The sequence below is a fragment of the Variovorax sp. Sphag1AA genome (genome assembly GCF_014192575.1).
Classification (GTDB): Bacteria; Pseudomonadota; Gammaproteobacteria; order Burkholderiales; family Burkholderiaceae_C; genus Variovorax.
Genome location: NZ_JACHYC010000001.1, coordinates 1 through 25,619, shown reverse-complemented (window position 1 = coordinate 25,619; position 25,619 = coordinate 1). Strand labels below are relative to the sequence as shown.

The following is a 25,619-nucleotide window of genomic DNA, read 5'->3' as shown; positions in this document are numbered from 1 at the left end:
CACAAGTCGCTGGAGGCTGCCATGACCCTGCGTATCATCCGGCGAATGAGCACGCCCACCTCTTCCGGCCGCCCGCATATCGTCATCGTCGGCTGCGGTTTCGGCGGCCTCGAAGCGGCGCGCAAGCTGCAGAGTGCCGACGTCGATGTCACCGTCATCGACAAGACCAATCACCACCTCTTCCAGCCCTTGCTCTACCAGGTGGCGACCGCCGGGCTTGCGGCGCCGGCCATCGCGGCGCCGGTGCGGGTGCTGTTCCGGGGCCGTGCCAACATCACCACGCTGCTCGGTGAAGTCGCCGCCATCGACCCGAAGGCGCAGCAGGTGCGACTGGCCGACGGCACCCTGATCTCGTGGGACCACCTGATCGTCGCTGCCGGTGCAACGCACAGCTACTTCGGCAACGACCAGTGGGCAGAGGCCGCGCCCGGCCTCAAGACGCTGGCGGACGCCTTCGAGATCCGCCGCCGCGTGCTGCTGAGCTTCGAGCAGGCGGAGGTCGAGACCGATCCGGCCAGGCGCCGCGCGCTGCTGACCTTCGCGGTGATCGGCGGCGGCCCGACCGGCGTCGAGATGGCAGGCACGCTGGCGGAGATCGCACGGCATACGTTGTCCGGTGAATTCCGGCGCATCGATCCTGCAAGCGCCGAAGTGCTGCTGATCGAGGGCGGCCCGCGGGTGCTTCAAGCCATGCCCGAATCGCTCAGCCAGCGCGCGCTGGAGCAGTTGCAGAAGCTCGGCGTGCAGGTGCGGCTGAATGCGCGGGTCACCAACGTCGAGGCCCACGGTCTGCAGGTCGAATCGCCCTTCAGCGACGGCGGGGCGGGCGTCGGCACCCACCACATTCCTTGCAACTGCGTGGTGTGGGCAGCCGGTGTCGCCGCATCGCCGTTGGGAAAGATGCTGGCGAGCGTCACCGGCGCCGAGACCGACCGTGCCGGCCGCGTGAAGGTGCTGCCCGACCTCAGCCTGCCGGGCTACCCGAACATCAGTGTGGTGGGCGATCTCGCGGCCGCCATGAGCCACAGGCCGGGTCACGACCCCAAGCCGGTCCCCGGCGTGTCACCCGGCGCCAAGCAGATGGGCCGCGCCGCGGCCACGAACATCCTGCGCCGCATCGCGGGCCACGCGACCGAACCCTTCCGCTACCGCGACTACGGCAACCTGGCGACCATCGGCCGCAACTCGGCAGTGGTGGACCTGGAGACACCCTTCGGCCACCTGCGCTTCTCGGGCAAGTCGGCGTGGCTGTTCTGGCTGTTCGCGCACGTCTACTTCCTGATCGGCTTCCGCAACCGCTTCGTGGTGCTGATGGACTGGGCCAGTGCCTACTGGAGCTTCCAGCGCTATGCGCGCGTGGTGGCTGATGCCACGGCAGTCACGGCAGCGCCCGCAAAAGAGAAGCAACCATGAGCAACGCAGCGCCCGCACCCAGCCCCGAGGCTTTCACGACGCGTGTCGTCAGCCATGCGCCGTCGAAGGTGCTTCGCGCAATCACCGATCCGACGCACCTCGCCCGCTGGTGGGGCCCTGCGGGCTTCACCAACAGCTTCCGCGAAATCGATGTGCGCCCCGGCGGTGACTGGCGCTTCACGATGCACGGACCGGACGGCAAGGACTATCCGAACGAGAGCGAATTCATCGAAGTCGGGCCGGAGCGGGTCGTCGTCCGGCACCTCTCGGGTCACCGGTTCACGCTCACGATTTCGCTCGATGCCGAAGGCGCAGGCACACGCATCGGTTGGCGACAGGTCTTCGACGAGGCAGAGGAATGCGAACGCGTTCGCCCGTTCATCGAACCAGCCAACGAACAGAACCTCGACCGCCTCGAAGCCGAACTGGCCGCCATGCCCTGAACGCCTATGTCACGCATCGAAAGCAAGCTCCAATCCCTCGGCCTCGTGCTGCCGCCGCAACTCGCCATGCCGCCCGGCGCGGTGCTCCCGTTTCCCTGGGTGCGCGTGGTCGGCCGGCGCGCGCTGATCTCGGGGCACGGGCCGCAGGCAAGCGACGGCAGCATCCCGCAGCCGCGCGGCAAGGTGGGCCGCGAGCTCACCGTGGAACAGGGCTACGAGGCCGCGCGACTCACGGCATTGGGCATCCTCGCGAGCCTGCAGCGCGCCATCGGCGACCTGGACCGCATCACCGCCTGGGTGCGCGTGTTCGGCATGGTGAACGTGGCGCCGGGCTTCAACCGCACGCCCGCGGTCATCAATGGTTTCTCGGACCTGATCCTGCAGCTCTACGGCCCCGATGCCGGCGCGCACGCACGCAGTGCGATCGGCGTGGCCGAACTGCCATTCGACATTCCGGTGGAGATCGAGGGCGAAGTCGAACTCTCGGCCTAGATCACCCCGAGGTCCTTCGGCGTCACGCCGTCGAACACGCGGCCGAGCTGCGCGGGCGAAAGCCCGTACATGCGCTTGAACAGGCCGCCGAACACCGCCCGGTATTCGTTGAGCACCGGGTAGTCGCGGTTCTGGAAGAGGCTCTCCTGCGTGACCGCGACCTGCTCGCCGATCACCCGTCCTCCGGCCTGCGCGGCGAGCCCGCCGCCGAGCACCCAGTAGACCGTGCCGTGGCCGTGGTCGGTGCCCCGATTGCCGTTCTCGCGGAAGGTGCGGCCGAATTCGCTGATGACCACCACCACGGTGTTGCGCCAGCTGTCGGGACCGATCTCCGCGGCGAAGCCTGAAAGCCCGCGCCCCAGCTCGTCGAGCCGGTTCGCGAGATAACCGGTCGCGCCGCCCTGCCCCACATGCGTGTCCCAGCCGCCGATGTCGACGAAGGCCAGATCGAAACGATCGCGCATGAGGCGCGCCATGCGGCGCGCGACGAGCTCGAAGCCCTTGGCGCTCATCGCATCGCGACTCGCGGCGTCCATCTCGGACTGCATCGAGCGCATCACGTCATCGCGCACCTGGAAGCCCTCCGAGACCGGCTGCGCGAGCGATGTGTTGCGATACATCGACTGGATCACCTGGCTCTGCCGCTCGTCGATGCCGGGACGCCCGACGCCGGCGAGCGCCATGTTGGCCGCCTTCGCATCGCCGCGCAGCATGATCGGCAACTGGTTCGTGAAGGCGATCGGCAACACGTCGACGCGCGGACCCGCGCCCAGCACCGTCGCGAGCCGGTTGAGGAAGCCCGTCCGGTAGTCGCGCCGCTTGTCGAGCGCCTGACCGAGCTCGATCGAGTCCTGCGTCTCGAAATGGCTGCGGGTGAGATCGTCTGTGCCCGCGAAAGCGATGAAGGCGGCCTGCCGCTGCTGGAACAGGGGCATCACGCTCGGCGCAAGCACGGGGTGCAGGCCCCACGACCCGTCGAGCGCGAGCGCACCGTCCGGTGCACCGGGGCGCGCGATCGCGATATTCGGCCGCGCGGCGTAGTAGAAGTCGCTCGACGTGGGAACGAGCACATTCGCGCAGTCATACGCGCCGCGCAGGAAGACCACGAGCAGCTTCGAACCACCAGCAGCCGGTGCGGCGACGAGGTGGCCGGCCGCGCCCGAAGCAGCGGTCGCGCCAAGGAGTCGGAGTACATCGCGTCGTTGCATGAGAGCCTCCTTCAACGATGCATCCACTCGGGCGACGCGAGCAGGAAGATGTTCCAGTCCTGTGGCGACTTCGCCTGCGCGAGCGCCTCGCGCGTGTCGGCGCTCATCGACGGCAGGCTCACACGCACGACGGGCGAATCGGCCAACGCGGGCGGCGCAGGACGCTCACCCGGCACACCATCGTCGCGGCGATACAGCACGCCGCCGTTCGTCCCGATGGCGCGGGCGATCTCGAAGCGGGTGGTCATCTGCCCTGCGCTGGCCCAGGCTTCCTGCGTCATCGGATAGCCATCGGGCGTCTCATGGCCGTAGAGCGGCTCGCCCATGCGGCCCATCCACTGCAGCATCGGATTCACGTTGGTGACGATGCGGCCATCGTCCGCGAGCCGGACGCTCGCAATCACGTAGTGCACCGGGTCGCGGAACTTGCTGCCGAGCGATGCGGCGAATTCACGCGACTCGAACATCGTCTGCAGCGTCGCGGCAATGTCGCCGTCGGACTTGCGGAAGGTGTCGGCCATGCGGCCCACCAGGGCAGGCGATGGATCGTCCGCCACGAAGTACACCGCGAGCTTGCGCGAAATGAATCGCGCGGTCGCCGGTGCGCGCGCCAGCCGGTCGAGCGCCTCATCCACTTCGGCGAGGCCGCGCTGTGTCATCGGCTGGCCCAGCAGGGTCTTCGGACCGTAGTCGTGGCGGGTCGGATTGAAGACGAACAGGCCCTGCTCCACATAGTCGCCTCGCACATCCGGCTGCATGCGGGGCGGCGGCGCATCGGGGCCGCGCACGCGGATCCCCACGCCCGTGAGCACCCGGGCCAGCTCCTGCACATCGGCCTGCGAATAGCCGCTGCCGACGCCCAGGGTATGGAGCTCCATCAGCTCACGCGCGTAGTTCTCGTTGATCCGGTCGGCAGCGTTCTGCGCGTTGTCGAGGTACAGCAGCATCGCCGGGTGGTGCAGCGTGGCACCGAGCAGGTCGCGGAACTTGCCCAGCGCATGCGGACGGATCGCGGTTTCCTCGTAGTCGCCAACGAGCGCGCGAAGGTTGGCCTTGCGTGCGTTCACGTTGAAGTGGTTCATCCAGAACCACGTCATCTGCTCTTCGAGCTGGTTCGGCGAATAGAGCGCGCGCAGCACGAAGCGCTGCTGCGCCTCGCGGGTGAGGCGGGTCAGGTCCTGCTGGAGGGTCTTCCTCGCCTCTTTCTTCTGTTCCTCGTCGGCCACGTCGTTCATGGCCCGCCGCTGCGCGCGAAGCTCCGTGACGATGGTCTCCACAGGTGTCCGCGAAATGGTCATCGCGTCGATCTGCGACTGGGCTGCAGGCGGCAGCGCGGCGGGCCGCGGATGCAACTGCTCGCGCAGCCATTCGGGCAGGCCGAGGCGCTTCAGGTCCTGGGCGCTGGAGGCGTCGGCTCCCCAGGTGACCCGGTCGAGCCAATGAAGCTGAGTGGTTTCGTCAGGTGCCGCGACCTTCGGGAGCGATCCCTGCCCGGCCGATGCCATGCAGGCGACGAACAGCAGCGACGAAGCCAGCAGGAGTCCGGGCACCGCAGAGCGACATGGGGTTCTCATCGGGTCTTCCTCGCCCCGGAGCACCGCCGGGACTGCCCCACTCAACCGGCCAGCGCCTCTGCCGGTTGACGGTCTTTACACGACGGTCAGGCGCCGCTCAGGCCACCGCCACGGTCGGCGGCGCGGCGCCGGCGATCTGCCGCAGCGCGCGCTCGAACACTTCGACCGGCTGCCCACCCGAGATCAGGTGCTTGTTGTCGATGATGATGGCCGGCACCGAATGAATGCCCGCTTCGGTGTAGAGCCGTTCACGCGCGCGGGTCTCGGCGGCGAATTCGTTGCTGTCGAGAATTTCGCGCGCACGCTGCGCATCGAGCCCCGCTTCGGTCGCGAGGCGCACCAGCACTTCGTGGTCCGAAGGGTTCTCGCCATCGGTGTGGCAGGCCTTGAGCAGCGCCTTCTTCAGCGCGACCTGCTTGGCGACATCCTCTTGCTCGGCCCAATGCAGCAGCCGGTGCGCGTCGAAGGTGTTGTAGACGCGCGAGCGGCCTTCGCGGCGGAACTCGAAGCCGACCGAAGCGCCGCGGGCGCGAATGGCTTCACGGGCCTGGGCCTGCTGCTCGCGCGTGCTGCCGTACTTCTCGTTGAGATGCTCGAAGGCGTCCTGGCCTTCGGGCGGCATGGCGGGGTTCAGCTCGAAAGGCTGGAAGCGAAGCTCGGCGGTGATGTCCGGCGCGAGATTCTTCAATGCGGCTTCGAGCGAGCCAAGGCCGACGGCGCACCAGGGGCACGACACGTCGGATACGAAATCGATGTGGAGTCGGGTAGGCATGACCCGCATCATGGGGCCGGATGCGTCACTTTCAACCCGTGCGCGCCCGATCACCCCACGCGCGCCATGTCATCGCGGCTCCGCCAGCTTGCGTCCGAGCTGCGCCACCAGCGCGCGCAGCCACCGGTGCGCGGCCGAATGGTGCACCCGGTCGTGCCATAGCTGGTAGAAGCGCATACGCGGGAAGCCCTCCGGCGCCTGAAGCACCGCAAGGGGAAGCAGTCCGGCGTGGTATTCGGCAAAGTGGCGCGCCGTGGTGAAGATCAGCTCCGTGCTCGCGGCAATCGAAGGCGCGAGCCCGAAGTAAGGCACCTGCATGCGCGCATCGCGTGCCAGGCGGCGCTCGCCCAGGTAGGTTTCGACCACGCCGCGCTGGCCCATCGCGTAGGGCACCGGCACGACATGCCCGGCCGCAAGGTAGTCCGCCTCGTCGACTTGCGTCGCACCCTCCTGGGCCAGAGGATGGTCTCGCGCCATCACGCAGACCAGCTCGTCCTCCAGCAGCAGAGAGATGTGCAGATGCTCCGGCGGCGAAGGCCAGTTGCCGATGACGAGGTCGAGTTCGTCGTCGGCCAGCGCGCGTTCGAAGTCGAAGGTGGGGCCGAGTGCACGCAGTTCGATGCGGCAGCGCGGCGCCTCGAGGCTCACATGCTGCGCGAGCCGGGCGATCCATGAGGGGGCGATGTAGTCGGGCGATGCGATGCGAAACCGTTGCTCCGCATTCGCGGCGACGAAGGTTTCCGGCTCGACCAGCAGCGCCTCGATCTCGCCGAGCGCGCGCCGCGCCTGGACCGCGAGGCCGGCAGCACGCGCGGTGGGCACCATGGTCGTGCCATCTCGCACCAGAAGTGCGTCGCCGAAGATCTCGCGCAGCCGCTTGAGGGAGCCGCTCACCGCGGGCTGTGTCTGCCGCAGGCGTGCCGCGGCGCGCGAGACGCTGCGCTCCTCCACCAAGGTCGCGAGCACGCGCAGCAGGTGTCCGTCGAGCAGATCGGCGCCACGTTGCATGGTGTTTTTCTGGTGTTAACCCTAGTCCTATCGCTATGCCCGATGCAGTCTATAGCGATTCACATGCCGCGCCGGTATCGACAGCGCAGGGGCTCGGCTGGCCCAATCCAACCACCCTTTCGATGACACCCCCGTGAACCGCCAAGGAGTTTGTTGTATGGCCACCCTGGAAGTCCCTCAAACAGCCGTCGCGCCCAATGCGCCAGCGGCCAGCGCGCTCGATGCGGCCTACAGCCGCATCACGTGGCGCATCATTCCGTTCATCTTCGTGCTCTGGGTCCTGGCCTGGGTCGACCGCGTGAACGTCGGCTTCGTCAAGCTCACGATGCTCGACGAGCTCGGCTGGAGCGAAGCGATCTACGGCCTCGGTGCCGGCATCTTCTTCCTCGGCTACTTCTTCTTCGAAGTGCCCTCGAACCTGCTGCTGCAGAAGATCGGCGCGAAGAAGACCATCATGCGCATCACGATCGGCTGGGGCATCGTCTGCATCGCGACGATGTTCGTGAAGACGGCCGGGATGTTCTACTTCCTGCGCTTCCTGATGGGGGTGTTCGAGGCGGGCTTCTATCCCGGGATCATCCTGTACCTCACCTACTGGTACCCGAGCGAGCGGCGCGCGAAGGCCTTCGGCATGTTCATGTCGGCCTCTGCAATCGCCGGCGTGATCGGCGGTCCGCTGGCCGGCACGATCATGAACAACATGCACGGCGTGAACGGCTGGTCGGGCTGGCAGTGGGTGTTCCTGATCGAAGGCATTCCCTCCGTGCTCGCAGGCCTCGTGACCTGGTTCTACCTGACCGACCGTCCCGAGCAGGCCAAGTGGCTCACCGCCGAACAGCGCCGCCTCGTGCATGAAGACATGGCCCGCGACGCCAAGGCGCTCGGCCATCGCGAAGAGAGCCTGCTCGCTTCGCTGAAGGACAGCCGCATGTGGCTGCTGATCCTGATCTTCTTCTGCATCATCGCGGCCAACTCCTCATTGACTTTCTTCGGCCCCTCGGTGGTCAAGGAAGTCGGCTTCACCAATCCCGCGACGGTCGGCTGGATCATGGCCTTCTCGTACCTCTGCGGCGCAGTCGGCATGATCTACAACGGCCTGCATTCGGACCGTCACCAGGAAAGCCGCCTGCATTGCGCCTTCGCGGCGGCACTCGGTGCAGCCGGCCTCGCGCTGACAGCGCTCTTCATGAAGCAGAGCCCGATGCTCGCGCTGGCGGCACAGACGCTTGCCATCGTCGGCACGATGAGCGCGATCCCCGTCTTCTGGCAGATGCCCGGCCGATTCCTCGCCGGTGCGGCGGCTGCGGGCGGCGTGGCGCTGATCAATTCGATCGCCAACCTCGCTGGCTTCGGAGCACCATCCATGCTCGGCGCGATCAAGACGTCGACCGGACTGCTTTCGCCGGGCCTCTTCATCGTGGCGGGGATCGAAATCCTCGCGACGGTGCTGATCATTGCCTTCATCCCCCGCTTCACGAAGAAGGCGGTGAAGTGATGAGCGCTGTACTTTCCACTTCAGAAGTGCCCGCGGCTCTCACGCTGGCCGACATCAACCGGCTCGACCGCGTGCGCTTCGTCGCCGCGCTGGGTGGTGTGTTCGAGCATTCGCCGTGGGTCGCGACCCAGGCGTGGGCCGAGCGGCCTTTCGCGAGCATCGACCACCTGCATCGCACGATGATCGGCGTGGTGCGATCGACGTCCCGCGAGGTGCGCATCGACTTCCTGCGCATGCACCCCGAGCTCGCCGGCAAGGAAGCGCAGGCCGGCACGATGACGAACCATTCGACCGCCGAGCAGGCGGGCCTCAATGCGCTGACACGCGACGAGCTCCTGGCCCTGCGCCGGCTCAACGCAGAGTACGCAGAGAAGCACGGCTTCCCTTTCATCATCGCGGTGCTCAAGAACACACGCTCGCAGATCTTCGACGCCCTGCGCACGCGCATCCAGCGCGATACGGACACCGAGCTCGAGGCCGCCATCGAGCAGATCTCGATCATCACGCGCCTGCGTCTCGGCAGGCTCCTGGCCCACTGAACACATCGCCGGATCGACAACCATGACTTCGCCCACCCTCACCCGCCGTGCGTTCCTGCCTGCAGGACTCGCACTCGGCAGCATCGCCGCCGGCAGCGCAGTCGCCCAGAACGCGCCGGCCGCACTGACCACCGCACCGGTATCGCAGCTCAACCTGAGCCCGCGCCTCACGATGCATGCAATCGACACGCACAACGGCTCGCCCGGCGCGGGTATGAAAGTGCAGCTTTCGAAGTACGACGGCGACGACCTGCGCGTCTTGCGTCGCTTCGAGACGAACAAGGGCGGCCGCACGGATGAGCCGTTGCTGGTCGATGCAACGTATCAGCCAGGCCGCTACGAGTTGCTGCTGATGTTCGAGGACTACTTCAACGCACGCGGCACGCAGTTGCCGAAGCCGAACTTCCTCTCGCAAGTGCCAGTGCGCTTCCGCATCAGCAACCCGGCGGAGCGCATCCACCTGGCAATCCTTTTTACGCCCTGGGGCTACTCGTACTACCGCGGCAGCTAGACCGGCAGATCACACATATCAAGGAGACAAGACATGGCCGGCATTTCCACCCATGTACTCAACAGCGGCACCGGGCGCCCCGGCGCGGGCATGCGCATCGATTTCTCGGTGCGCGACGGCGACGGCTGGAAGCTGGTGAAGACCGTCACCACCAACGCCGACGGGCGCACCGACCAGCCGGTGCTCGCGCCCGACGCCGCGAAGGTCGGACAGTACGAGCTGCTCTTCCACGTCGGCGACTATTTCCGCAAACAGCCAGGCGGCGAAAGCGATCCGCCTTTCCTCGACACGGTGCCGGTGCGATTCGCGATCTTCGATACGCAGCAGCACTACCACGTGCCGATGCTGTGCACGCCGTGGAGCTGCTCGACCTATCGAGGCAGCTGAGGCTTCAGAGGCTGCGCCAGAAGTCCACCAATAGCTGGCTGAACTCCACCGGACGCTCCACCGCGGTCAGGTGCGCGGCGTCGATGGTGGCCAGGCGCGAACCCGGGATCGCCGCCACCATGGCTTCGGACATGGCTGGCGGCGTCGCTTCGTCGCGCTTGCCGGCGATGACCAGCGTCGGCACGGCGATGGAGCGATTGCTCTCGCGGAAATCGATCGCCGCCACCGCATTGCAACTCGCGATGTAGCTGCCGGCATCGTTGGCGACGAGTGTTTCGGTGAGCTTGCGGGCGGCTTCGGCGCCTTCCGGTGTCGAGGCGTATTCCGGCGTGAGCCAGCGCCCCACCGCGCCGGGCGCGATCGCGGCGACGCCCTGGGCCTGCACGGTCTCGACGCGCGTGCGCCACGGCGCCTGGTCGGGATAGTGCGAAGACGAATTCGCGATCACCACACTCCTGAGCAGCTTCGGGTGCTTCGGTGCCAGCGCCTGTGCGGTCATGCCGCCCATCGAGAGCCCGACGAAATGCACGGGTTCGCCACCCGCTTCGCGCGTGATGAGTCCCGCGACATCGTCGGCCAGTGTCTGCATCGTGAGACCTGCCACCACTTCGGACTTGCCGTGATTGCGGTGGTCGTAGCGCAGCACCGTGTGCGCGCGGGCAAGTTGCTCGGCCACGCCATCCCACATGTGCAGGTCGCAGCCCAGTGCGTGGCTCAGCACGACGATGGGGCCGTTGCCTTCGCGGAGGACATTCAGATGGGTCATGTTGTCTCCTTTCTCTGATGTCGCCCACTCACTTGGGTGCGTCCGCGAGCAGGCCCTTTTCGCGCAGGATCCCCGTGGCAATGACGAAGGCGTGGTTGGCAGCCGGCACGCCGCAGTAGATGGCGGCCATCATGATCACTTCCTTGATCTCTTCAGGCGAAAGGCGCGAGTCCGGTGGGCCATCGAGCGCCGCGCGCACATGCAGCGCGAACTCGTCGTAGGCATGGATTCCGAGCAGCATCGACAGCACCATGAAGCGGCGTGTCTTGTCGCCCAGTGCAGGGCGGCCCCAGATGTCGTTCCAGGCGTGACGGGTGATGAGTTCCTGGAACTCGCTGTTGAAGGCGTTGCGGTTGGCGAGCGATTTGTCGACCCAGGCATCGCCCAGCACACGGCGGCGATTGAGAAGGCCGCTTTCGTACGAGTTGTTGGATTCGTCCTGCGGCGGTGTCGAAGCGGAAGTCATTTGGCCAGTTGGGGTGGGTTGAGTTGGGCTTGCAGCACCAACGCCTGCGCCAGTGCCATTTCGCCCGCGGGCGCGGCGAGCGCCGGATCGAACCATTCGTCGGCCGCTTCGCGCGGAAGCTCGGCGCGCAGGCGGTCGATATTGGACCGCATCCGCGCCGCGTCCACCTGAAGTCCCGGCAATGCCCCTGCAAGCGCACGCACGCTGCCGTGCGCCGACATCAGCAATTGCGGCCATTCCCCAAGCTCGGCCTGCCATGCGCCGAGGGCGCGCTCATGTTCCTGCGGCATCGCCTGGAGAAGCGCGGCGACGCGCTGCGGCGCGCGTTCGGCAGCAGCAATGGCGACCATCGACGCCACCGGGTTTCGCTTGTGCGGCATCGCCGAAGAACCGCCGCGACCGGGTTCATTCGGCTCGGTCAGTTCGCCGACCTCGTACTGGCCCATCAAGGAGATGTCCTTCGCGATCTTGCCGAGGCTGCCGACCATGATGCCGAGCTCGCAGCCCAGTGCAATCCATTCGTCGCGCTGCGTGTGCCAGGTCGCGCCCGGATCGCCGAGCCCCAGCGCCTCGGCCATGCGCCGCCGCACCTGCGGGCCCTGCCCTTTCATCTGCGCCAGCGTTCCAACCGCGCCGCCGAGCTGAACGTTCAGCGCACTGCGCGCGGCCCGCGCAATGCGATCACGACTGCGCACCAATGGCGCTGCCCATCCGACGCACTTGAGGCCGAAGCTGGTGACCGAGGCCGGCTGCATCAGCGTACGCGCCAGGATCGGCGTAGTCGCATGCTGCTCGGCATGCCGCAGCAACGCCTGCGCGGCCTTGGTGAGATCAGCCTGGATCAGCGACACCGCCTCGCGCGTGACCAGCGCCATGGCGGTGTCGATCACGTCCTGGCTGGTGCTGCCGAAATGCACGTACGGCACCGCGTCGGCGTTGAAGAGGCCCACCGCCTCTTTCAGGCTCTTCACGAGCGGGATGGCGATGCTGCCGGCCCGGCCGCTGTCGCGCACGATCTTCGCGACATCGAAGAGCTCGACTTTGCAGCTTCCAACGATCGAATGCGCGGCCGATTCGGGGATGAGCCCGACCTGCGCCTGCGCGCGCGCCAGCGCGGCCTCGAAGCGCAACATCGCATCGACGAAGTTGTGGTCGCTGAAGGCTGCCAGCGTTTCGGAGCTGGAGAGGAATCCTTCGAAGACGCTCATGGCGCTCGGCTGTTCAGTAAGCCAGGGTGGCGACGGCGCGCAGTTCCTCGGCCGTGGCGCTCCCGTAGCCGAAGAATTCGAGATAGGCCGGAATCATCTCGAAGAGCATGTCGGTGCCGACCTGCACCGAGCAGCCCTTTTCCTTGGCGGCGCGCAGGAGCGGCGTGTATTCGCTCTTCATCACCACCTCGCCGACAAAAGTGGTCGGCGCGATGCGGTCGATGTCGAAGGGCAGCGGATCGCCTTCCTTCATGCCGAGCGGCGTGGCGTTGACCACGAGATCGAACCCAGCCGGGTCTTTGGAACCGGTGGTGACCTTGAGCTTCGGGTAATGCGTGCGCAGCCGCTCCGCGAGCGCGTCGGCGGATGCCCCGTTCATGTCGAACAGTGCCATTTCCGCGACATTGGCCGCCGCGAGCGAGGCCGCGATGGCCGAGCCGACGCCGCCGCTGCCCGACACCAGCACGCACGTGCCGTCGAGCGAACGGCCCTTGCGCTGCACGCCGCGCACGAAGCCGGCACCGTCGAACTGGTCGCCGATCAGCTTGCCGTCGGCCCGCTTGAGCACCGCGTTGCAGGCGCCCGCGATCTTGGCGGTCGGCGTGGTCTCGTCGACCAGCGACATCGTCGTGATCTTGTGCGGCATGGTCACCAGCGCGCCGCGCAGGTTGGTGAACCTGAAGATCGACGCGAACGCTTCGGGATAGTCCTCGGGCTTCACACCCATCGGAATGACGACGGCGTCGATGCCCTGCTTGTCGAACCAGGGGTTGTAGATCATGGGAGCCTTGAAGCTCTCCGTCGGATAGCCCAGGTGGGCGATGAGGGTCGTCTTGCCGGAAATCATTGCAGTGGTCCTATGGATGAATCAGGCGGTCACCGCTGCTGCCGCATGGGCGCCGCCGAGGAAAAGTCGCTCGATGTTGGGGTCGGCCAGCAGTTCGTCGGCCCGCTTGTGCAGCACGAGGCGGCCCGATTCGAGGGCGATCGCCTCGTCCGCCATGCGCAGCGCGCTCTTCACGTTCTGCTCGACCATCAGCACCGTGGTGCCGCCGTCGGCCAGCCGGCGCAGCAGCTTGAAGACGTCCTGAACCACGATCGGCGACAAGCCGATGGAAGGCTCGTCGATCAGGATCACCTTCGGCCGGAGCAGCAGCGCGCGGCCGACCTCGAGCTGCTTCTGCTCGCCGCCCGAAAGCGACGACGCCGCGCTGTGCATGCGCTCCTTGACGCGCGGGAAGAACTCCAGCACTTCGGGGATGCGCTCGTGGGTGGTCTTCATGCCCAGCGTGATGCCACCGAGCTCCAGGTTCTCGAAGGCGGTGAGCTGGCCGAACAGGTTGCGTCCCTGCGGGACGAAGGCGACGCCATGCTTTACAAGCAAGTCGCGCGCACTGGCACCGGTGATGTCCTGCCCGTCGAGGCGGATCGCGCCCTGCCGCACCTTGAGCAGGCCGAACATCGTCTTCAGCACCGTGGACTTGCCCGCGCCGTTGGGCCCGAGCAGCAGCGTGATCCTGCCGCGCTTCGCCTTGAACGACAGGTTGTTGAGGATCATGAAATCCTTGTAGCCCGCGACGACGTTGTCGAACTCGATGCAGGTGTCGTTGTTCATCGCGCTCATCTCAGTTCCCAAGGTAGGCGTCGAGCACCTGTTTGTTGGCGCGGATTTCGGCCGGCGTGCCGACAGCCATCACCTTGCCTTCGACCATCACCATGATCCGGTGGCACAGGTCCATCACGAAATCCATGTTGTGCTCGATCACGACGAAGCTGCCGCGGCGTGTGCGGTTGAGGTCCTTCAGCAGCGACGAGAGGCCGCTCACGAGGCTCGGGTTCACGCCGGCGCAAGGCTCGTCGAGCAGCACGAGCTCCGGATCGCTCATGAAAGCCATGCCGATGTCCACCAGCTTCTGCTGGCCATAGGACAGCGTGCCGGCCTTCTTGTCTGCGACGTGGCGGATGCGGAACTGGTCGATCAGCGCATCGGCCTTGGGGCCGAGGCCGGAATCGCCGGGCGCGAACATGCGGCTCCACATCGTGCCCTGATGCTCCTGCGCGGCAACGATGAGGTTCTCGCGCACGGTCATCTTTCCGAAGACCTGCAGCGTCTGGAACGTGCGGCCGACACCGCGCCGGTTGAGCTCCAGTGGCCCGAGCTTGGTGACGTCGTCCCCGTTGAGCTCGATGCGTCCGGCATCGGGCGTGATCTGACCGAGCATGCAGTTGAACAGCGTGGTCTTGCCGGAGCCATTGGGGCCGATCACGCCGAAGATCTCGCCGGGGCGGACCTCGAAGCTCACGCCGCCAACGGCCTGGATCGCACCGTAGGACTTGCGCAGATCGGTCACGCGAAGAACGGGCGCGCTCATTGAACCACCCCCACCTTCTGCGCCATGGCAGCGCGAGCCACCGATGCTTCGCGCGATTCACGGCGCGCGCGGATGCGATCGGGGATCGAGAGCAAGCCGTCAGGCAGCCACACCATCAGCAGCACGACGGCCGCGCCGAACAACGGCAGGTACCAATCGGAAACGCCCGGCACGTCGCGCAGCCATTCCGGCAGCACCACGCCGACCGCCGCACCCAGCACCGGCCCCCAGAAGTAGCCGGGCCCGCCGACCACGACCATGAGGTACATCATGATCGAGGCCGCCACGGTGAACGGCGCCGGCTCGATGAACTGCACCAGCGAAGCGAACAAGCCGCCCGCCACGCCCGCGTAGGCGGCGCCGATGGCGAAGCTCAGCAACGTGTAGCCACGCACGCTGATGCCCAGGCTCTCCGCGCGGATCGGGTTGTCGCGCAGCGCGGTAAAGGCCTTGCCCCACGGCGAGCGGAGCAGGCCCCACAGCGCAATCGCGAGCAGCACCGCGACCGCCAGCACCAGGTAGTAGTACGGCCGGTTGCCCTCCAGCGAGATCCCGAAGAGCGACGGGCGCGCCACGTTGTTGATGCCGAAGGTGCCACCCGTGAGCCATTCCTCATTGCGCATCACGAGCCAGATCGCGGTGTTGAAACCCAGCGTCGCGAAGGCGAGATAGATGGTCTGCACGCGCAACGCCGGAAAGCCGAGCGCCAGCCCAACGACGAAGCACAGCACGGCGGCAAGCGGCAGCCCGAGCCAGAAGCTGAAGCCCGCCTTGAGCATCAGCGCCACGGTGTACGCGCCGATGCCGAGAAAGGCTGCATGCCCGAGCGACTTCTGCCCCGCATAGCCGACGGTGAGGTTCAGCCCCATCGTCGCGATGATGAAGATCAGCCAGTAGCTCAGCAGGTACACCCCGTAGTTCTTGAGGAACTGCGGCGCGATGAGCATCGCGGCCAGCGCGGCGACGATAAAGAAGGCATTGAGCTTTTTCATACCTTCCGCTCCTCTTTCTTTCCGAGGAGGCCTTGCGGCTTGAACAGGATGACGACCATGAAGATCACCAGTGCCACCGCGTCCTTGTAGGCCGGCGAGATGTAGGCGGCGGCGAGGTTCTCGGCCACTCCGACGATCAAGCCGCCCACCAGCGCGCCACGCGAGTTGTTGAAGCCGCCGATGATGGCCGCGAAGAACGCCTTGCTGCCGAGGCTTTCGCCCATGTCGAACTTGGCGAGGTAGGTCGGCGTGACCAGCAAGGCCGCCGCCACGGCGAGCGCGGCGTTGATCGCGAAGGTATAGAACACCATGCGAGGCACGTTGATGCCCAGCACACTGGCGCTTTCGGTGTTCTGCGCCACCGCCTGCATCGCGCGGCCGGTCACGGTCTTCGCGAGGAAGGCCTGCGTCGCCAGCACGATCGCCACTGCGAGTGCGAAGGTGCCGAGGTCGGCCATCGTGATCGTCACGCCGGCGACGTTGAAGAGCTTGTCCGGGAACAGGCTCGGAAAGGGCTGCGCCTCGGCGCTGTAGGCCGCGCGCACGCCGTTGCGCATCGCGATCGAGAGACCGATGCTCGCAACCACGATCGGCATCATTCCGTACTTGAGCAGCGGATCGACGATGCCGCGCTTGAAGGCCCAGCCGAGCACTACCACCGCCACCGCGATGGTGAGCACGAAGCCCACCGCCAGCGGCGCGCCGAAGGACATGAACGCCAGCATGGCGAAGGCCGGCAGCATCACGAACTCGCCCTGGGCGAAGTTGATGGTGCCGCTGGCCTGCCAGAGCAGCGTGAAACCGAGCGCCGCCAGCGCGTAGATCGAGCCGGTGGCGAGCCCGGAGAAGAAAAGCTGCAGGAAGTCGGTCACTGCTTCTTGCCCAGTGCAGGCAGGATTTCCTTCACTTCCTGCTTGCCGTTCTTCACCTCGACGATGAAGCTCTCGCGGTCGAGGTCGCCCTTCTCGTCGATGGTCACATCCATCAGCACGCCGGGTTCCTTCGCGACCGGGATCGTCAGCCCGTGCAGCGCCTTGGCGATCGCGATGCGGTCGAGCTTGCCAGCCTTCTCAACACCGGCCTTGAACATGTAGACGCTGGTGTAGCCCTTGATGCCGTTGTGGTCGGGGATGTACTTGTATTCCTTCTCGAACTTCGCGCGGAAGGCGCGCATGGTCGGGATCGGCGCGTCGACCGTGAGGCCCACGTGCGCCAGGATGCCGTTGGCGGAATCACCGGCGAGCTCGATGACCTTCTGGCTCGGCAGCACCGTCTCTCCTAGGATCGGCTTGCTCCAGCCCTGCTTGCGCAGTTCGCGCAGCGCGCGTGCCGACTCTTCCTCGTTGGTGTAGACGAACACGGCATCCGGGTTGCTCTGCTTGGCCTTGAGCACAGGCGCCGACCAGTCGACCTGGCCCGGCTCGGTCGAGATGTCGGCCACGATCTTGATGCCGTTCGCTTCGGCGGACTTCATGAACGCATCGCGCCCGCCCTTGCCGAAGTCGTTGTTGACGAAGATCACCGCAATGGTCTTGGCCTTGAGGTTCGCAGCCACGTAGCGCGCCAGCTTGGGCATTGCGTTGACCTGCGAGAAGCTCGTGCGGAAGACGAAGGGATTGCCCTGCGCGGTGATCGCGGTCGCCTCGGCGCCGGTGAAGTTCGGCGTCTCGCCGCGGCGCGTCTCGGCCATGCTGACGATCATCGAGCCCGAGAAGCCCGGACCGAAGACAGCGACTACGCCGTTGTCGACCGCCTTGGCAGCCATCGCCTTCGCGACGCCGGGGTTCGATTGCGTGTCGCTGATCGCGCTTTCGATCTTCTTGCCGAGGATGCCGCCGGAAGCGTTGATCTCCTTGATCGCAAGCTCGACGCCATTCCTGAAGTTCGTGCCCGCCGTGGCGCCCGTGCCCGACAGCTCCTGGATGTTGGCCACCTTGATGGTGTCCTGGGCGAAGGCGCCACTCGCGCAAGCGGCCAGCGCGCACGCTGCTGCCAGACGGATCGCGAATCGGCGGGGTTGAAGAATGGTCATCGGAAGTCTCCTCTTTGGTGGTTGATGGTTTGTCGTGATTCTTGTGGGCGGCTCAGTGCTGGGGCACGCGGGCCGGCTCGCCGCCCGCCACATGCGATTCGCTGAGCCAGCGCGCGCTCTTCATCGCGCGCTGTCCGACCACCATCGGGTCGGAGTTGACGTAGTCGTCGTTGAACACCTCGAAGGTGTAGTGGCCGCGATAGCCCTTGTCCTCCAGAAGCTGCACGAGGTCGCGCACGTCATGCAGGCCTTCGCCCGGAAAGAGGCGCTGGTGGCGCGCGAGTTCGATCATGTCGGACTGGCGGTCGCTGTATTCAAAGAAGTAGTCGGCGAGCTGCACGAGGAAGATCTTTTCCACCGGCACCTCTGCAAGCTGCTTGAGCGTCTCGGGCGTGTCGTCGCCGTGCACCGACATGTGGAAGAAGTCGAGATTGAGGCCCACGTTCTCGCGGTCGCAGCGGCGGACGATGTCCCACGCCTGGTGCCAGCGGTTGGTGTGGCGGCCCCACGAAAGCGCCTCGTAGCAGATGCGGATGCCCAGCGGCGTCGCGAGCGTGGCGAGCGTGCGCAGGTCTTCGGCTGCGCGGTCGGGGTCGTCGATCGCGAGCGGCGAAGTCGTCGAGCAGCAAAGCAGCAGATCGGTGCCGACCAGCGCCATCTGGCGAAGCTGCTCGCGCGCCATTTCGAGCCGGTGCGGCCGCATCGCGTCAGGCGCGCACTCGAAGTCGCGCAGCGGCTGGAAGTCAGTGACCTTGAGGCCGCTCTGCTTCACGAGTTCCGCGGCCTTCTCGACACCGGCGGGGTGGTTGATGAGGTCGCGCGCCCAGAGTTCGACGCCGGAGAAGCCGGCCGCCTTCATGCATTCCAGCTTGTGGCCGAGCTCGCCCCCCATGGTGACGGTGTTGAAGCCGAAACGGTCGAGGGCGATCGCCATGGAAGTCTTTCAGGCCACGCTGGCCGAGTGATAGCGCAGAGGCGTATGGATCTCGTCGGCCATGGAAGCCGGATAGATCAGCTCGCGCAAGAAATTGGCGTCGTGGCGCACCGCGTTGGCGGCGTCCTTGTGGCCGAAGAAATCGAGGTAGTGCGGCATCTGCTGGATCAGCATCTCGAAACCGGCCTGCGCATTGAGGCCGCGTCCGCGCGCCGCACGAACGATGGGTGTGGGTTGGCCGCGCAGGAGGATGTCGAACAGCGCGGCATGCGAATCCATGCGGGCGACGTCCACGGGCAGCGGGTCCTCGGGCTTGAGGCCGAGCGAGGTGGCGTTGATGACGAGGTCGTAGCCAGCGGGATCGTTGCTGTCCACCGCCACGGTCGTCGCGTCGAAGAAGGCGTCGAGCTTGGCCGCGACACCGGCCGCCTTGCCGGCGGCGAGGTCGTAGAAGGCGATGTGCTCGGCGCCGTTGACCGTGCCGCCTTCAGCCAGGGCGACGCCGATGGCCGCCGCGCTCACGCCCGCGCCGAGCACCAGCACGCGCTTGCCGCGGAAGGGGATGTTGTAGCGGTCGAGCGCGCCGATCAGGCCCTCGCCATCGAAAAGATCGCCTTCGAGCTCGCCGTTCTCGATCCGGCGCACCACGTTGGCAGAACCCGCGACCCGGCCGAAGAGGCCGCAGCCGTCGAGCAGATCCACCAAAGACGGCTTGTGCGGGGGGGCGATCACCATGCCGCGCACGTTCCGAGCCAGGAAGGCCGCCTTGACGAAGACCGCCAGGTCGCGCCGCCCGACTTGCACCGGCGCCATCACCGCATCGATGCCAAAGCGTTCGAACACCGCGTTGAACATTCGCGGCAGGCGCACGTTCGTGACCGGGTCGCCCGGAAGGAGGTAGAGGGAAGTGCTGCCGACGATGGAAGGGAACATACGGGTGTCTCGCTTCAAGTTGTTCGACTATCGACCGAATCACCGAGGAGGCGCCGCTAATGTAGCGGCCGATGTGAACCGAACGTAGCCAGGGATGTATGGAAAAACCGATTATCGAACTACACTGATCGATCATCGAACGATTTCAGGGTTTGTCCCAAAAACACCATGGACAACGACAACTCCCCTGCACCGACCGGCCTCGACAAGCGCGACTGGATCGCGGGTCTCGAGCGCGGCGTTTCCATCATCGAAGCCTTCGACGACGCGCACCAGCGCATGACCGCCAGCGAGGCCGGCCAGCGCACCGGCATGACACGCACCGCGGCGCGGCGCTACCTGCTCACCCTGCAGCACATGGGCTATGTGGCCAGCGACGGCAAGCTCTTCTGGCTCACGCCGCGCGTGCTGCGCCTGGGGCAGTCGTACCTGGAATCGGCGCGGCTGCCGCGCATCGTGCAGCCCTTCCTGCAGCGGGTCGCCGCCGGCACGCACGAGATCGCCTACCTCAGCGTGATGGACGGGGACGAGGTGGTCTACATCGCGCGCAACGGACCGAACCGGAGCATGAGCACCGGCTACGTGCTCGGCGCGCGGGTACCGGCGCAGGTGACGGCGTCGGGCATGCTGATGCTGGCCATGCGCAGCGACGAGGAGTTGAGCGCATGGCTCGAAACGCACGAACTGGCGGTGTTCACATCGCACACCATTTCGAGCAAGGAACGCATGAAGCTGGAGTTGGCGCGCATCCGGGCGCAGGGGTGGGCGCTGTCGGAGCAGCAACTGGATCTGAATTCACGCGGCATCGCCGTGCCGCTGCGGGATCGTCACGGGGAACTGGTCGGCGCGCTGAACATCACGATGCCCATGGGCCACGAAAGCAGCGAGGACGCGGTCACCCGCGTCCTCCCTGTTCTGCGCGAGACCGCGCAAGCTATGCGGAATTTGATCTAACCCCCAGGCTCGCGCACTTCGTGTCGCTCTCCACCCCCTTTCAGGGGGCAACCCCGACGGCCCGGCAAAGCCGGTTCCGTGGGGTTCCTGGGTTCACTTCACCTCAAGCAACGGCCTTGGTCAAGGAAGCCTCGGCCAGCGTTTGGGCGCGAAGGCGGTCGTATTCGTCTTTCGGAACGGGCACCGCATTCGGCTTGCCCAGATCGTTGAGGTGGATGCGATAGGTTTCGCGGGCGCTCATCACGGCGATGGCGGCGATGGCGGTGATGCCGAGGGTCAGCGCGCCGATGATCATCGGGATGTTGGCCGCACCGGGAGGCGCCACAGCAACGAACAGCGCCGGCAGCATCGCGGTCGCGGCGGTACCGAGGTTCTGCGAGATGGCCATGGCCGAGCAGCGGGTGCGGGTCGGGAACAGTTCCGGGTAGAAGCTCGGGAAGACCGCGTTGTAGCCCTGGTAGACGATGCCCCACATCAGCAGCGACATGACGATCGCCAGCGGCACGTTGTGAATGCTGATCGCATAGAGGTAGCCGAAGGACAGCAGACCCGCACCGAGCGCACCGATCACGATCGGCGGCTTGCGCCCGACCTTGTCCGAGAGGTTGCCGACCATCGGGATCACGACCACCGCGAGGATGTTGCCGAGCACCGGAATCCACAGGTAGATGTCCTTCTGGAAGCCGATGCCATAGGCCGGCTGCACCGCATACGCCGCACCGAAGACGGTGGCGACGACCGGGATCACGTTCATCAGCGAGGCGCAGACCACGCGGATCATGTCCCTCCAGCTCTGCGTGAAGGCCTCGATGACGGGGGCCTTCGGTGCGGCTTGGCCCTCACTGACTTCCTCGGTGAACGCAGGCGTCTCGTCGACTTCACGGCGGATGATGTAGCCAGCCACGATGACGACGAAGCTCAACAGAAACGGAATGCGCCAGCCCCAGCTCAGGAAGGCGTCGTCGGGCATGTAGTGCGCAAGTGGCAGGAACACGGCGGCGGCAAGGATCTGGCCAGCCTGCACGCCCTGCAGCGTGAAGGAGGCGAAGAAGCCACGTCGGCCAAACGGCGCGTGCTCGAGGATCATCGAACTCGCGCCGGAGATCTCGCCCGCCACCGCGAAGCCCTGGATCAGTCGCAGGAGCACCAGCAGCACCGGCGCCAGCAGACCAACCTGGTCATAGGTCGGCAGCAGGCCGACCGCGATGGTCGAAAAGCCCATGAGGAACATGCAGATCAGGAGCATGTGCTTGCGCCCCTTGGTGTCGCCCCAGTGGCCGAGCACGAAGGCGCCAATCGGCCGCGCGATATAGCCGACGCCGTAGGTCGCGAGCGACGCCACGATGGCGATCGTCGGATTGCCCTTGGGGAAAAAGATCTGGGGAAAGATCAGCGACGCGGCGGTCGCATAGATGAAGAAGTCGTAGTACTCCAATGCCGAGCCGATCCAGCCGCTGGCGGCCGCCTTCTTGGATTGGTGTCGGCCTTTCGGTTCCGAGGGGTTGCTCATGTGTCTCTCCGGATGGTGGTTCGATGGGCGGCGGACTTGGGACCGGGTCCGGCCGGCTTCGTTCGGCTATCGCGCAGTTCGCGGTGCGCACGGTGAATGTATGGCGCGGCCCCTGGCTGAGCCCAGTGAAATCTGGCGACGCAGATCAATGATCGTACCGGCGCGATCGATGATCGAACGCTCTCCGGGTTTCTCCTGAATCTTGCAGCTCCCACATACTTTCTTGCATTTTTCGGGGTTAACCCTCGAAGACGGGCAAGAGCCTTCTCTCTACTCTTTATTCAACTTGAATTAATTAATGACCCGCAAAGCTCACGAGGAGACAACGCAGTGAAGCCATCCGGCCCTGGTCGAGGCACGAACTCTGTGAACCTCCGCCTCTACAACGAGCGGACGCTGCTCCAGCGTCTTCGCCGGGCGGGCGAGGCATCGAAGGCCGATCTGGCGCGCTGGGCGCAGCTCACGAACACCGCCGTCGGCAGCATCGTGCAGTCGCTCGAGGAATCGCGGCTCATCGAGACGGCGGGCCGTCGGCAGGAAGGCCAGCGCGGGCAGCCCGCGAGCCTCTACCGCATCAATCCGGAAGGCGCCTACGGCATCGGCGTACGACTGGACCGCACGAGCATCGAAACAGTGCTGATCGACCTGGGCGGCCGCATCCTCGCCCGCGAAGCACACGACCTCCTCCTGCCGCAGCCCGAGCGCGCACTCGCCCTCGTCAAGAAGGACGTCGCGCACATGGTCTCCGCGCTCGACCGCGGACAACGCCGCCGGCTCATGGGCGTGGGGCTCGCGCAGCCCTACAACCTCGGAAGCTGGCTGCGCGAGCTCGACCTGAAGGCCGACTTCCGCATCTGGGACGAGGTGGATTTCGGCGCCATGCTCTCGCAGGCCGTCGAGCAGCCGGTGTTCAAGGAAAACGACGGCAACGCCGCCGCGATCGCCGAGCTGTTCTTCGGCGTCGGCCGCGAGGAAAGCGACTTCCTCTATGTCTTCATCGGCGCGGCGCTCGGCGCAGGGGCAGTGATCGGCGGCGAAAGCCTGCGCGGCAGCAGCGGCAATGCAGCCGACCTCGGCCTGATGCCGGTGCCGCCGAGCCGCCTCGCCTCGGCGCCGGTGCTGGACCGGCGCTGGGACATCCTGCTGTCCCGCGCGTCGCTCAACTCGCTCGCGCGGCACCTGCGCCATCACGGCGCCGCCGTGCGCAACCACACCGACCTCGAAGCCAGCGTGAAGTCCGGCAACGGAGCCGTGCGCGAATGGCTCGACGACTGCGCGGATGCGCTGGTGCCTTCGCTGCGCGCAGCACTCGCGGTGCTCGACCTGCCGGCGGTGGTCATCGACTGCGACATCGACAACGGCCTGATCGACGACCTGACGACACGTATCGATTCGGGCCTGCGCCAGATCGCCCCCGAAGCGCGCCAGACCCCTCGCCTGCTGCGCGGCAGTTTCCGCGCGGACGCGGGCGCGATCGGCGCGGCGAGCCTGCCGATGTTCTTCAACTTCTCGCCGCGCGCCGACGTGCTGCGCGGTCGCTCACACCCCACTTCCCTGGAGACGGCCAATGTCTGATTCACAAGGACAAGGCGCGACGGCACTGCTCGAGCTGCGCAAGATCTCGAAAACCTTTCCGGGCGTGAAAGCGCTGCAGGACGTTCGCCTCAGCGCGCGAGCCGGCCATGTGCACGCACTGATGGGAGAGAACGGCGCCGGCAAGTCGACGCTGATGAAGGTGCTCTCGGGCGCGTACATGCCCGACCCCGGTGCCGAGATCCTGATCGACGGCCAGATAGTGCACATCGACGGTCCGCTGGCCGCGAAGAACCTCGGCGTGTCGGTGATCTACCAGGAGCTGAGCCTCGCGCCCAACCTCACGGTGGCTGAGAACATCTACATGGGCCGGCCACTGCGCAAGGGCAGCCTCGTCGACCGCGGCGCGATGTCATCTGCGTGCGAGGCCACCCTGCAGCGCCTCGGCGCGGATTTCGGCCCGTCCACGCGTGTCGCGGAGCTGTCGATCGCGCAGCGGCAACTCGTCGAGATCGCTCGCGCGGTTCACTTCGACTGCCGCATCCTGGTGATGGACGAACCGACCACCCCGCTCTCCACGCACGAGACCGGCCGCCTGTTCGCGCTCATCAAGCGCCTGCGCAGCGAAGGCCTGGCGATCCTCTACATCAGCCACCGGATGGACGAGATCGACGAGCTGGCCGACGAGGTCACGGTGCTGCGCGACGGCACCTACGTCGGCACGCTGGAGCGCGCCGATCTGTCGCGTGACAAGCTCGTGAAGATGATGGTGGGCCGTGACCTCTCCGGCTTCTATCGCAAGGAACACCACGGGCTGCACACTGGTGCCAAGGCGCTGTCGGTGCGCCACCTGGGTGACGGCAAGCGCGTGCGCGACTGCAGCTTCGAACTGCATTCGGGCGAAGTGCTGGGCCTCGCAGGTCTCGTCGGCGCGGGCCGCACCGAGTTGGCACGGCTGATCTTCGGTGCCGATCCGCGCACTGCGGGCGAGGTCTCGCTCAACGGCGCGGGCGAAGTGCTGAAGATCTCAAAGCCGATCGATGCGATCCGCTGCGGCATCCTCTACCTGACCGAAGACCGCAAGGGCCAGGGCCTCTTCCTTGATCTTTCGGTGAAGGACAACATCAACGTGATGGTCTGCCCCCGCGACGCAAGCGCTGGCGGCGTGATGGATGCGAAGCGTGCGACGCAGCGCGCACGCGACGCGATCTCGCAGCTATCGATCCGCGTGCCGTCGGCGCGCGTCAATGTCGGCTCGCTCTCTGGAGGCAACCAGCAGAAGGTGCTGCTCGCACGACTGCTCGAACTCGCGCCGCGCGTGCTGATCCTCGACGAGCCGACGCGCGGCGTGGACATCGGGGCCAAGAGCGAGATCTACCGCCTCATCGACGAACTCGCGCGCCGCGGTGTCGCGGTGCTGGTGATTTCGAGCGAACTGGCCGAAGTGGTCGGCATCTGCGACCGGGTGATCGTCATGCGGGAAGGTCATCTGGTTGGCGAGGTCGGCGGTGGCAGCGGACTGGCCATCACGCAGGAAAACATCGTCGCGCTTGCCACCGGCGCGGTCCCCGCCCACACGCCGACGCTGCACTGAAGCCGCAGTTGCCCACGAAGGAGACACAAGCCATGACCAAGCAGACCTCGCCCGCCATCGCAGCGGCAGACAACGCCGCCCTGCCGCCCGCACTGCGCGGTGCCACGGGCAAGGAGATCATCCGCGCGCTCGGCATGCTGCCGGTGCTGATCCTGCTGTGCATCGGGTTCAGCCTGGCAACCGAGAACTTCTTCAGCCTGCAGAACTTTTCGATCATGACGCAGCAGGCGTCGATCAACATCGTGCTCGCGGCGGGCATGACCTTCGTGATCCTCACCGGCGGCATCGACCTGTCGGTGGGCTCGATCCTCGCTGCATCCGCCGTGGTCGCGATGCTGGTGTCGAACGTGCCGCAGTTCGGCATGCTCGGCATTGCCGCGGGCCTGGGGTGCGGGCTGCTCTTCGGCCTGATCAACGGCGTGCTCGTGGCCTTCGTGAAGCTGCCGCCTTTCATCGTGACGCTCGGTGCGCTCACCGCGGTGC

General features: G+C 66.3%; 27 protein-coding genes. 11 read left to right on the top strand and 16 right to left on the bottom strand.

The window, feature by feature from the left end; translation table 11 throughout:
- The first annotated feature begins 21 nt into the window (after positions 1-21).
- The 3 genes from FHW64_RS00135 to FHW64_RS00125 are packed head-to-tail and all read left to right on the top strand — an operon-like array spanning position 22 to position 2,348.
- The gene (locus FHW64_RS00135; RefSeq protein ID WP_409350582.1) at positions 22-1,413 is read left to right on the top strand and encodes an NAD(P)/FAD-dependent oxidoreductase; all 1,392 of its coding nucleotides are present in this window, start codon (positions 22-24) and stop codon (positions 1,411-1,413) included.
- Positions 1,410-1,856, top strand: a complete 447-nt coding sequence (locus FHW64_RS00130; protein WP_184521725.1) for an SRPBCC family protein — start codon at positions 1,410-1,412, stop codon at positions 1,854-1,856. Before FHW64_RS00135 ends, FHW64_RS00130 begins: the two co-directional genes overlap by 4 nt.
- Positions 1,857-1,862: 6 nt before the next feature.
- Positions 1,863-2,348, top strand: a complete 486-nt coding sequence (locus FHW64_RS00125; protein ID WP_184521722.1) for a RidA family protein — start codon at positions 1,863-1,865, stop codon at positions 2,346-2,348.
- Here FHW64_RS00125 and FHW64_RS00120 read toward each other — a convergent pair.
- The 4 genes from FHW64_RS00120 to FHW64_RS00105 all read right to left on the bottom strand — a co-directional run bounded on the left by FHW64_RS00120 (position 2,345) and on the right by FHW64_RS00105 (position 6,910).
- Positions 2,345-3,556, bottom strand: a complete 1,212-nt coding sequence (locus FHW64_RS00120; protein ID WP_184521719.1) for a DUF1501 domain-containing protein — start codon at positions 3,554-3,556, stop codon at positions 2,345-2,347. The two genes, FHW64_RS00125 and FHW64_RS00120, sit on opposite strands and share 4 nt — an antisense overlap.
- 11 nt (positions 3,557-3,567) lie before the next feature.
- Complete coding sequence (locus FHW64_RS00115) at positions 3,568-5,130, bottom strand: DUF1800 domain-containing protein (protein WP_184521716.1); 1,563 nt, start codon at positions 5,128-5,130, stop codon at positions 3,568-3,570.
- A 97-nt stretch (positions 5,131-5,227) separates the two neighbouring features.
- A complete protein-coding gene (locus FHW64_RS00110) occupies positions 5,228-5,902 on the bottom strand; it encodes a DsbA family oxidoreductase (RefSeq protein WP_184521713.1) in 675 nt (224 codons plus the stop codon).
- Positions 5,903-5,971: 69 nt separating this feature from the next.
- Positions 5,972-6,910 carry a LysR family transcriptional regulator gene (locus FHW64_RS00105; RefSeq protein WP_184521710.1) on the bottom strand — a complete coding sequence of 313 codons (939 nt, stop codon included), beginning with the start codon at positions 6,908-6,910 and terminating at the stop codon, positions 5,972-5,974.
- A 157-nt stretch (positions 6,911-7,067) separates the two neighbouring features.
- Here FHW64_RS00105 and FHW64_RS00100 point away from each other — a divergent pair, with 157 nt between their 5' ends.
- The 4 genes from FHW64_RS00100 to uraH (FHW64_RS00085) are packed head-to-tail and all read left to right on the top strand — an operon-like array spanning position 7,068 to position 9,842.
- Complete coding sequence (locus FHW64_RS00100; RefSeq protein WP_184521707.1) at positions 7,068-8,405, top strand: MFS transporter; 1,338 nt, start codon at positions 7,068-7,070, stop codon at positions 8,403-8,405.
- Positions 8,405-8,944: a 2-oxo-4-hydroxy-4-carboxy-5-ureidoimidazoline decarboxylase gene (uraD, locus tag FHW64_RS00095; protein WP_184521704.1), complete on the top strand. Its 540-nt coding sequence runs from the start codon at positions 8,405-8,407 to the stop codon at positions 8,942-8,944. Before FHW64_RS00100 ends, uraD begins: the two co-directional genes overlap by 1 nt.
- 22 nt (positions 8,945-8,966) lie before the next feature.
- Positions 8,967-9,455 carry a hydroxyisourate hydrolase gene (gene uraH / locus FHW64_RS00090; RefSeq protein WP_184521701.1) on the top strand — a complete coding sequence of 163 codons (489 nt, stop codon included), beginning with the start codon at positions 8,967-8,969 and terminating at the stop codon, positions 9,453-9,455.
- Positions 9,456-9,488: 33 nt separating this feature from the next.
- Positions 9,489-9,842 carry a hydroxyisourate hydrolase gene (gene uraH / locus FHW64_RS00085; protein WP_184521698.1) on the top strand — a complete coding sequence of 118 codons (354 nt, stop codon included), beginning with the start codon at positions 9,489-9,491 and terminating at the stop codon, positions 9,840-9,842.
- A 4-nt stretch (positions 9,843-9,846) separates the two neighbouring features.
- Here the strand turns inward: uraH (FHW64_RS00085) and FHW64_RS00080 are convergent, their stop codons facing one another.
- The 11 genes from FHW64_RS00080 to FHW64_RS00030 are packed head-to-tail and all read right to left on the bottom strand — an operon-like array spanning position 9,847 to position 19,545.
- Positions 9,847-10,608: an alpha/beta fold hydrolase gene (locus FHW64_RS00080; protein WP_184521695.1), complete on the bottom strand. Its 762-nt coding sequence runs from the start codon at positions 10,606-10,608 to the stop codon at positions 9,847-9,849.
- A gap of 28 nt (positions 10,609-10,636) precedes the next feature.
- Complete coding sequence (locus tag FHW64_RS00075) at positions 10,637-11,074, bottom strand: carboxymuconolactone decarboxylase family protein (protein WP_184521692.1); 438 nt, start codon at positions 11,072-11,074, stop codon at positions 10,637-10,639.
- Positions 11,071-12,282, bottom strand: a complete 1,212-nt coding sequence (gene pcaB, locus FHW64_RS00070) for a 3-carboxy-cis,cis-muconate cycloisomerase (protein WP_184521689.1) — start codon at positions 12,280-12,282, stop codon at positions 11,071-11,073. The genes FHW64_RS00075 and pcaB overlap by 4 nt, the downstream gene beginning before the upstream one ends.
- Before the next feature lie 13 nt (positions 12,283-12,295).
- A complete protein-coding gene (locus FHW64_RS00065; RefSeq protein ID WP_184521686.1) occupies positions 12,296-13,129 on the bottom strand; it encodes a shikimate dehydrogenase in 834 nt (277 codons plus the stop codon).
- Between the two features lie 21 nt (positions 13,130-13,150).
- Positions 13,151-13,897, bottom strand: a complete 747-nt coding sequence (locus tag FHW64_RS00060; RefSeq protein WP_184521684.1) for an ABC transporter ATP-binding protein — start codon at positions 13,895-13,897, stop codon at positions 13,151-13,153.
- Positions 13,898-13,907: 10 nt separating this feature from the next.
- Positions 13,908-14,654 (bottom strand): ABC transporter ATP-binding protein, encoded by a 747-nt coding sequence (locus FHW64_RS00055; RefSeq protein ID WP_184521682.1) that lies wholly within the window; start codon positions 14,652-14,654, stop codon positions 13,908-13,910.
- The gene (locus FHW64_RS00050; RefSeq protein WP_184521679.1) at positions 14,651-15,646 is read right to left on the bottom strand and encodes a branched-chain amino acid ABC transporter permease; all 996 of its coding nucleotides are present in this window, start codon (positions 15,644-15,646) and stop codon (positions 14,651-14,653) included. Before FHW64_RS00050 ends, FHW64_RS00055 begins: the two co-directional genes overlap by 4 nt.
- Positions 15,643-16,518 (bottom strand): branched-chain amino acid ABC transporter permease, encoded by an 876-nt coding sequence (locus tag FHW64_RS00045; protein WP_184521676.1) that lies wholly within the window; start codon positions 16,516-16,518, stop codon positions 15,643-15,645. Before FHW64_RS00045 ends, FHW64_RS00050 begins: the two co-directional genes overlap by 4 nt.
- Complete coding sequence (locus FHW64_RS00040) at positions 16,515-17,678, bottom strand: ABC transporter substrate-binding protein (RefSeq protein ID WP_184521673.1); 1,164 nt, start codon at positions 17,676-17,678, stop codon at positions 16,515-16,517. Before FHW64_RS00040 ends, FHW64_RS00045 begins: the two co-directional genes overlap by 4 nt.
- A 52-nt stretch (positions 17,679-17,730) precedes the next feature.
- The gene (locus tag FHW64_RS00035; protein WP_184521670.1) at positions 17,731-18,612 is read right to left on the bottom strand and encodes a sugar phosphate isomerase/epimerase; all 882 of its coding nucleotides are present in this window, start codon (positions 18,610-18,612) and stop codon (positions 17,731-17,733) included.
- 9 nt (positions 18,613-18,621) lie between these two features.
- The gene (locus tag FHW64_RS00030) at positions 18,622-19,545 is read right to left on the bottom strand and encodes a shikimate dehydrogenase (protein WP_184521667.1); all 924 of its coding nucleotides are present in this window, start codon (positions 19,543-19,545) and stop codon (positions 18,622-18,624) included.
- Between the two features lie 168 nt (positions 19,546-19,713).
- On the opposite strand from FHW64_RS00030, the gene FHW64_RS00025 reads away from it, so the two are divergent.
- Positions 19,714-20,499, top strand: a complete 786-nt coding sequence (locus FHW64_RS00025; protein ID WP_184521665.1) for an IclR family transcriptional regulator C-terminal domain-containing protein — start codon at positions 19,714-19,716, stop codon at positions 20,497-20,499.
- 103 nt (positions 20,500-20,602) lie between these two features.
- On the opposite strand, the gene FHW64_RS00020 is transcribed toward FHW64_RS00025, so the two are convergent.
- Complete coding sequence (locus tag FHW64_RS00020; RefSeq protein WP_184521663.1) at positions 20,603-22,009, bottom strand: MFS transporter; 1,407 nt, start codon at positions 22,007-22,009, stop codon at positions 20,603-20,605.
- Between the two features lie 330 nt (positions 22,010-22,339).
- On the opposite strand from FHW64_RS00020, the gene FHW64_RS00015 reads away from it, so the two are divergent.
- The 3 genes from FHW64_RS00015 to FHW64_RS00005 form a co-directional block, all read left to right on the top strand.
- Positions 22,340-23,584, top strand: coding sequence for an ROK family protein (locus tag FHW64_RS00015; protein WP_184521660.1), 1,245 nt, complete (start codon positions 22,340-22,342; stop codon positions 23,582-23,584).
- Positions 23,577-25,136 carry a sugar ABC transporter ATP-binding protein gene (locus FHW64_RS00010; RefSeq protein ID WP_184521658.1) on the top strand — a complete coding sequence of 520 codons (1,560 nt, stop codon included), beginning with the start codon at positions 23,577-23,579 and terminating at the stop codon, positions 25,134-25,136. Before FHW64_RS00015 ends, FHW64_RS00010 begins: the two co-directional genes overlap by 8 nt.
- Before the next feature lie 32 nt (positions 25,137-25,168).
- Positions 25,169-25,619 (top strand): ABC transporter permease subunit (locus FHW64_RS00005; protein ID WP_409350581.1); only part of this gene is annotated, 451 nt, incomplete at its 3' end.

Coding starts and splice junctions, on each gene's coding strand:
- uraD (WP_184521704.1), top strand. CDS start 8,405: ATGAGCGCTGTACTTTCCACTTCAGAAGTGCCCGCGGCTCTCACGCTG.
- uraH (WP_184521698.1), top strand. CDS start 9,489: ATGGCCGGCATTTCCACCCATGTACTCAACAGCGGCACCGGGCGCCCC.
- FHW64_RS00010 (WP_184521658.1), top strand. CDS start 23,577: ATGTCTGATTCACAAGGACAAGGCGCGACGGCACTGCTCGAGCTGCGC.
- FHW64_RS00120 (WP_184521719.1), bottom strand. CDS start 3,556: ATGCAACGACGCGATGTACTCCGACTCCTTGGCGCGACCGCTGCTTCG.
- FHW64_RS00020 (WP_184521663.1), bottom strand. CDS start 22,009: ATGAGCAACCCCTCGGAACCGAAAGGCCGACACCAATCCAAGAAGGCG.
- FHW64_RS00060 (WP_184521684.1), bottom strand. CDS start 13,897: ATGAACAACGACACCTGCATCGAGTTCGACAACGTCGTCGCGGGCTAC.
- FHW64_RS00065 (WP_184521686.1), bottom strand. CDS start 13,129: ATGATTTCCGGCAAGACGACCCTCATCGCCCACCTGGGCTATCCGACG.
- pcaB (WP_184521689.1), bottom strand. CDS start 12,282: ATGAGCGTCTTCGAAGGATTCCTCTCCAGCTCCGAAACGCTGGCAGCC.
- FHW64_RS00110 (WP_184521713.1), bottom strand. CDS start 5,902: ATGCCTACCCGACTCCACATCGATTTCGTATCCGACGTGTCGTGCCCC.
- FHW64_RS00135 (WP_409350582.1), top strand. CDS start 22: ATGACCCTGCGTATCATCCGGCGAATGAGCACGCCCACCTCTTCCGGC.
- FHW64_RS00040 (WP_184521673.1), bottom strand. CDS start 17,678: ATGACCATTCTTCAACCCCGCCGATTCGCGATCCGTCTGGCAGCAGCG.
- FHW64_RS00050 (WP_184521679.1), bottom strand. CDS start 15,646: ATGAAAAAGCTCAATGCCTTCTTTATCGTCGCCGCGCTGGCCGCGATG.
- FHW64_RS00035 (WP_184521670.1), bottom strand. CDS start 18,612: ATGGCGATCGCCCTCGACCGTTTCGGCTTCAACACCGTCACCATGGGG.
- FHW64_RS00075 (WP_184521692.1), bottom strand. CDS start 11,074: ATGACTTCCGCTTCGACACCGCCGCAGGACGAATCCAACAACTCGTAC.
- FHW64_RS00105 (WP_184521710.1), bottom strand. CDS start 6,910: ATGCAACGTGGCGCCGATCTGCTCGACGGACACCTGCTGCGCGTGCTC.
- FHW64_RS00130 (WP_184521725.1), top strand. CDS start 1,410: ATGAGCAACGCAGCGCCCGCACCCAGCCCCGAGGCTTTCACGACGCGT.
- FHW64_RS00115 (WP_184521716.1), bottom strand. CDS start 5,130: ATGAGAACCCCATGTCGCTCTGCGGTGCCCGGACTCCTGCTGGCTTCG.
- FHW64_RS00100 (WP_184521707.1), top strand. CDS start 7,068: ATGGCCACCCTGGAAGTCCCTCAAACAGCCGTCGCGCCCAATGCGCCA.
- FHW64_RS00080 (WP_184521695.1), bottom strand. CDS start 10,608: ATGACCCATCTGAATGTCCTCCGCGAAGGCAACGGCCCCATCGTCGTG.
- FHW64_RS00125 (WP_184521722.1), top strand. CDS start 1,863: ATGTCACGCATCGAAAGCAAGCTCCAATCCCTCGGCCTCGTGCTGCCG.
- FHW64_RS00055 (WP_184521682.1), bottom strand. CDS start 14,654: ATGAGCGCGCCCGTTCTTCGCGTGACCGATCTGCGCAAGTCCTACGGT.
- FHW64_RS00030 (WP_184521667.1), bottom strand. CDS start 19,545: ATGTTCCCTTCCATCGTCGGCAGCACTTCCCTCTACCTCCTTCCGGGC.
- FHW64_RS00025 (WP_184521665.1), top strand. CDS start 19,714: ATGGACAACGACAACTCCCCTGCACCGACCGGCCTCGACAAGCGCGAC.
- uraH (WP_184521701.1), top strand. CDS start 8,967: ATGACTTCGCCCACCCTCACCCGCCGTGCGTTCCTGCCTGCAGGACTC.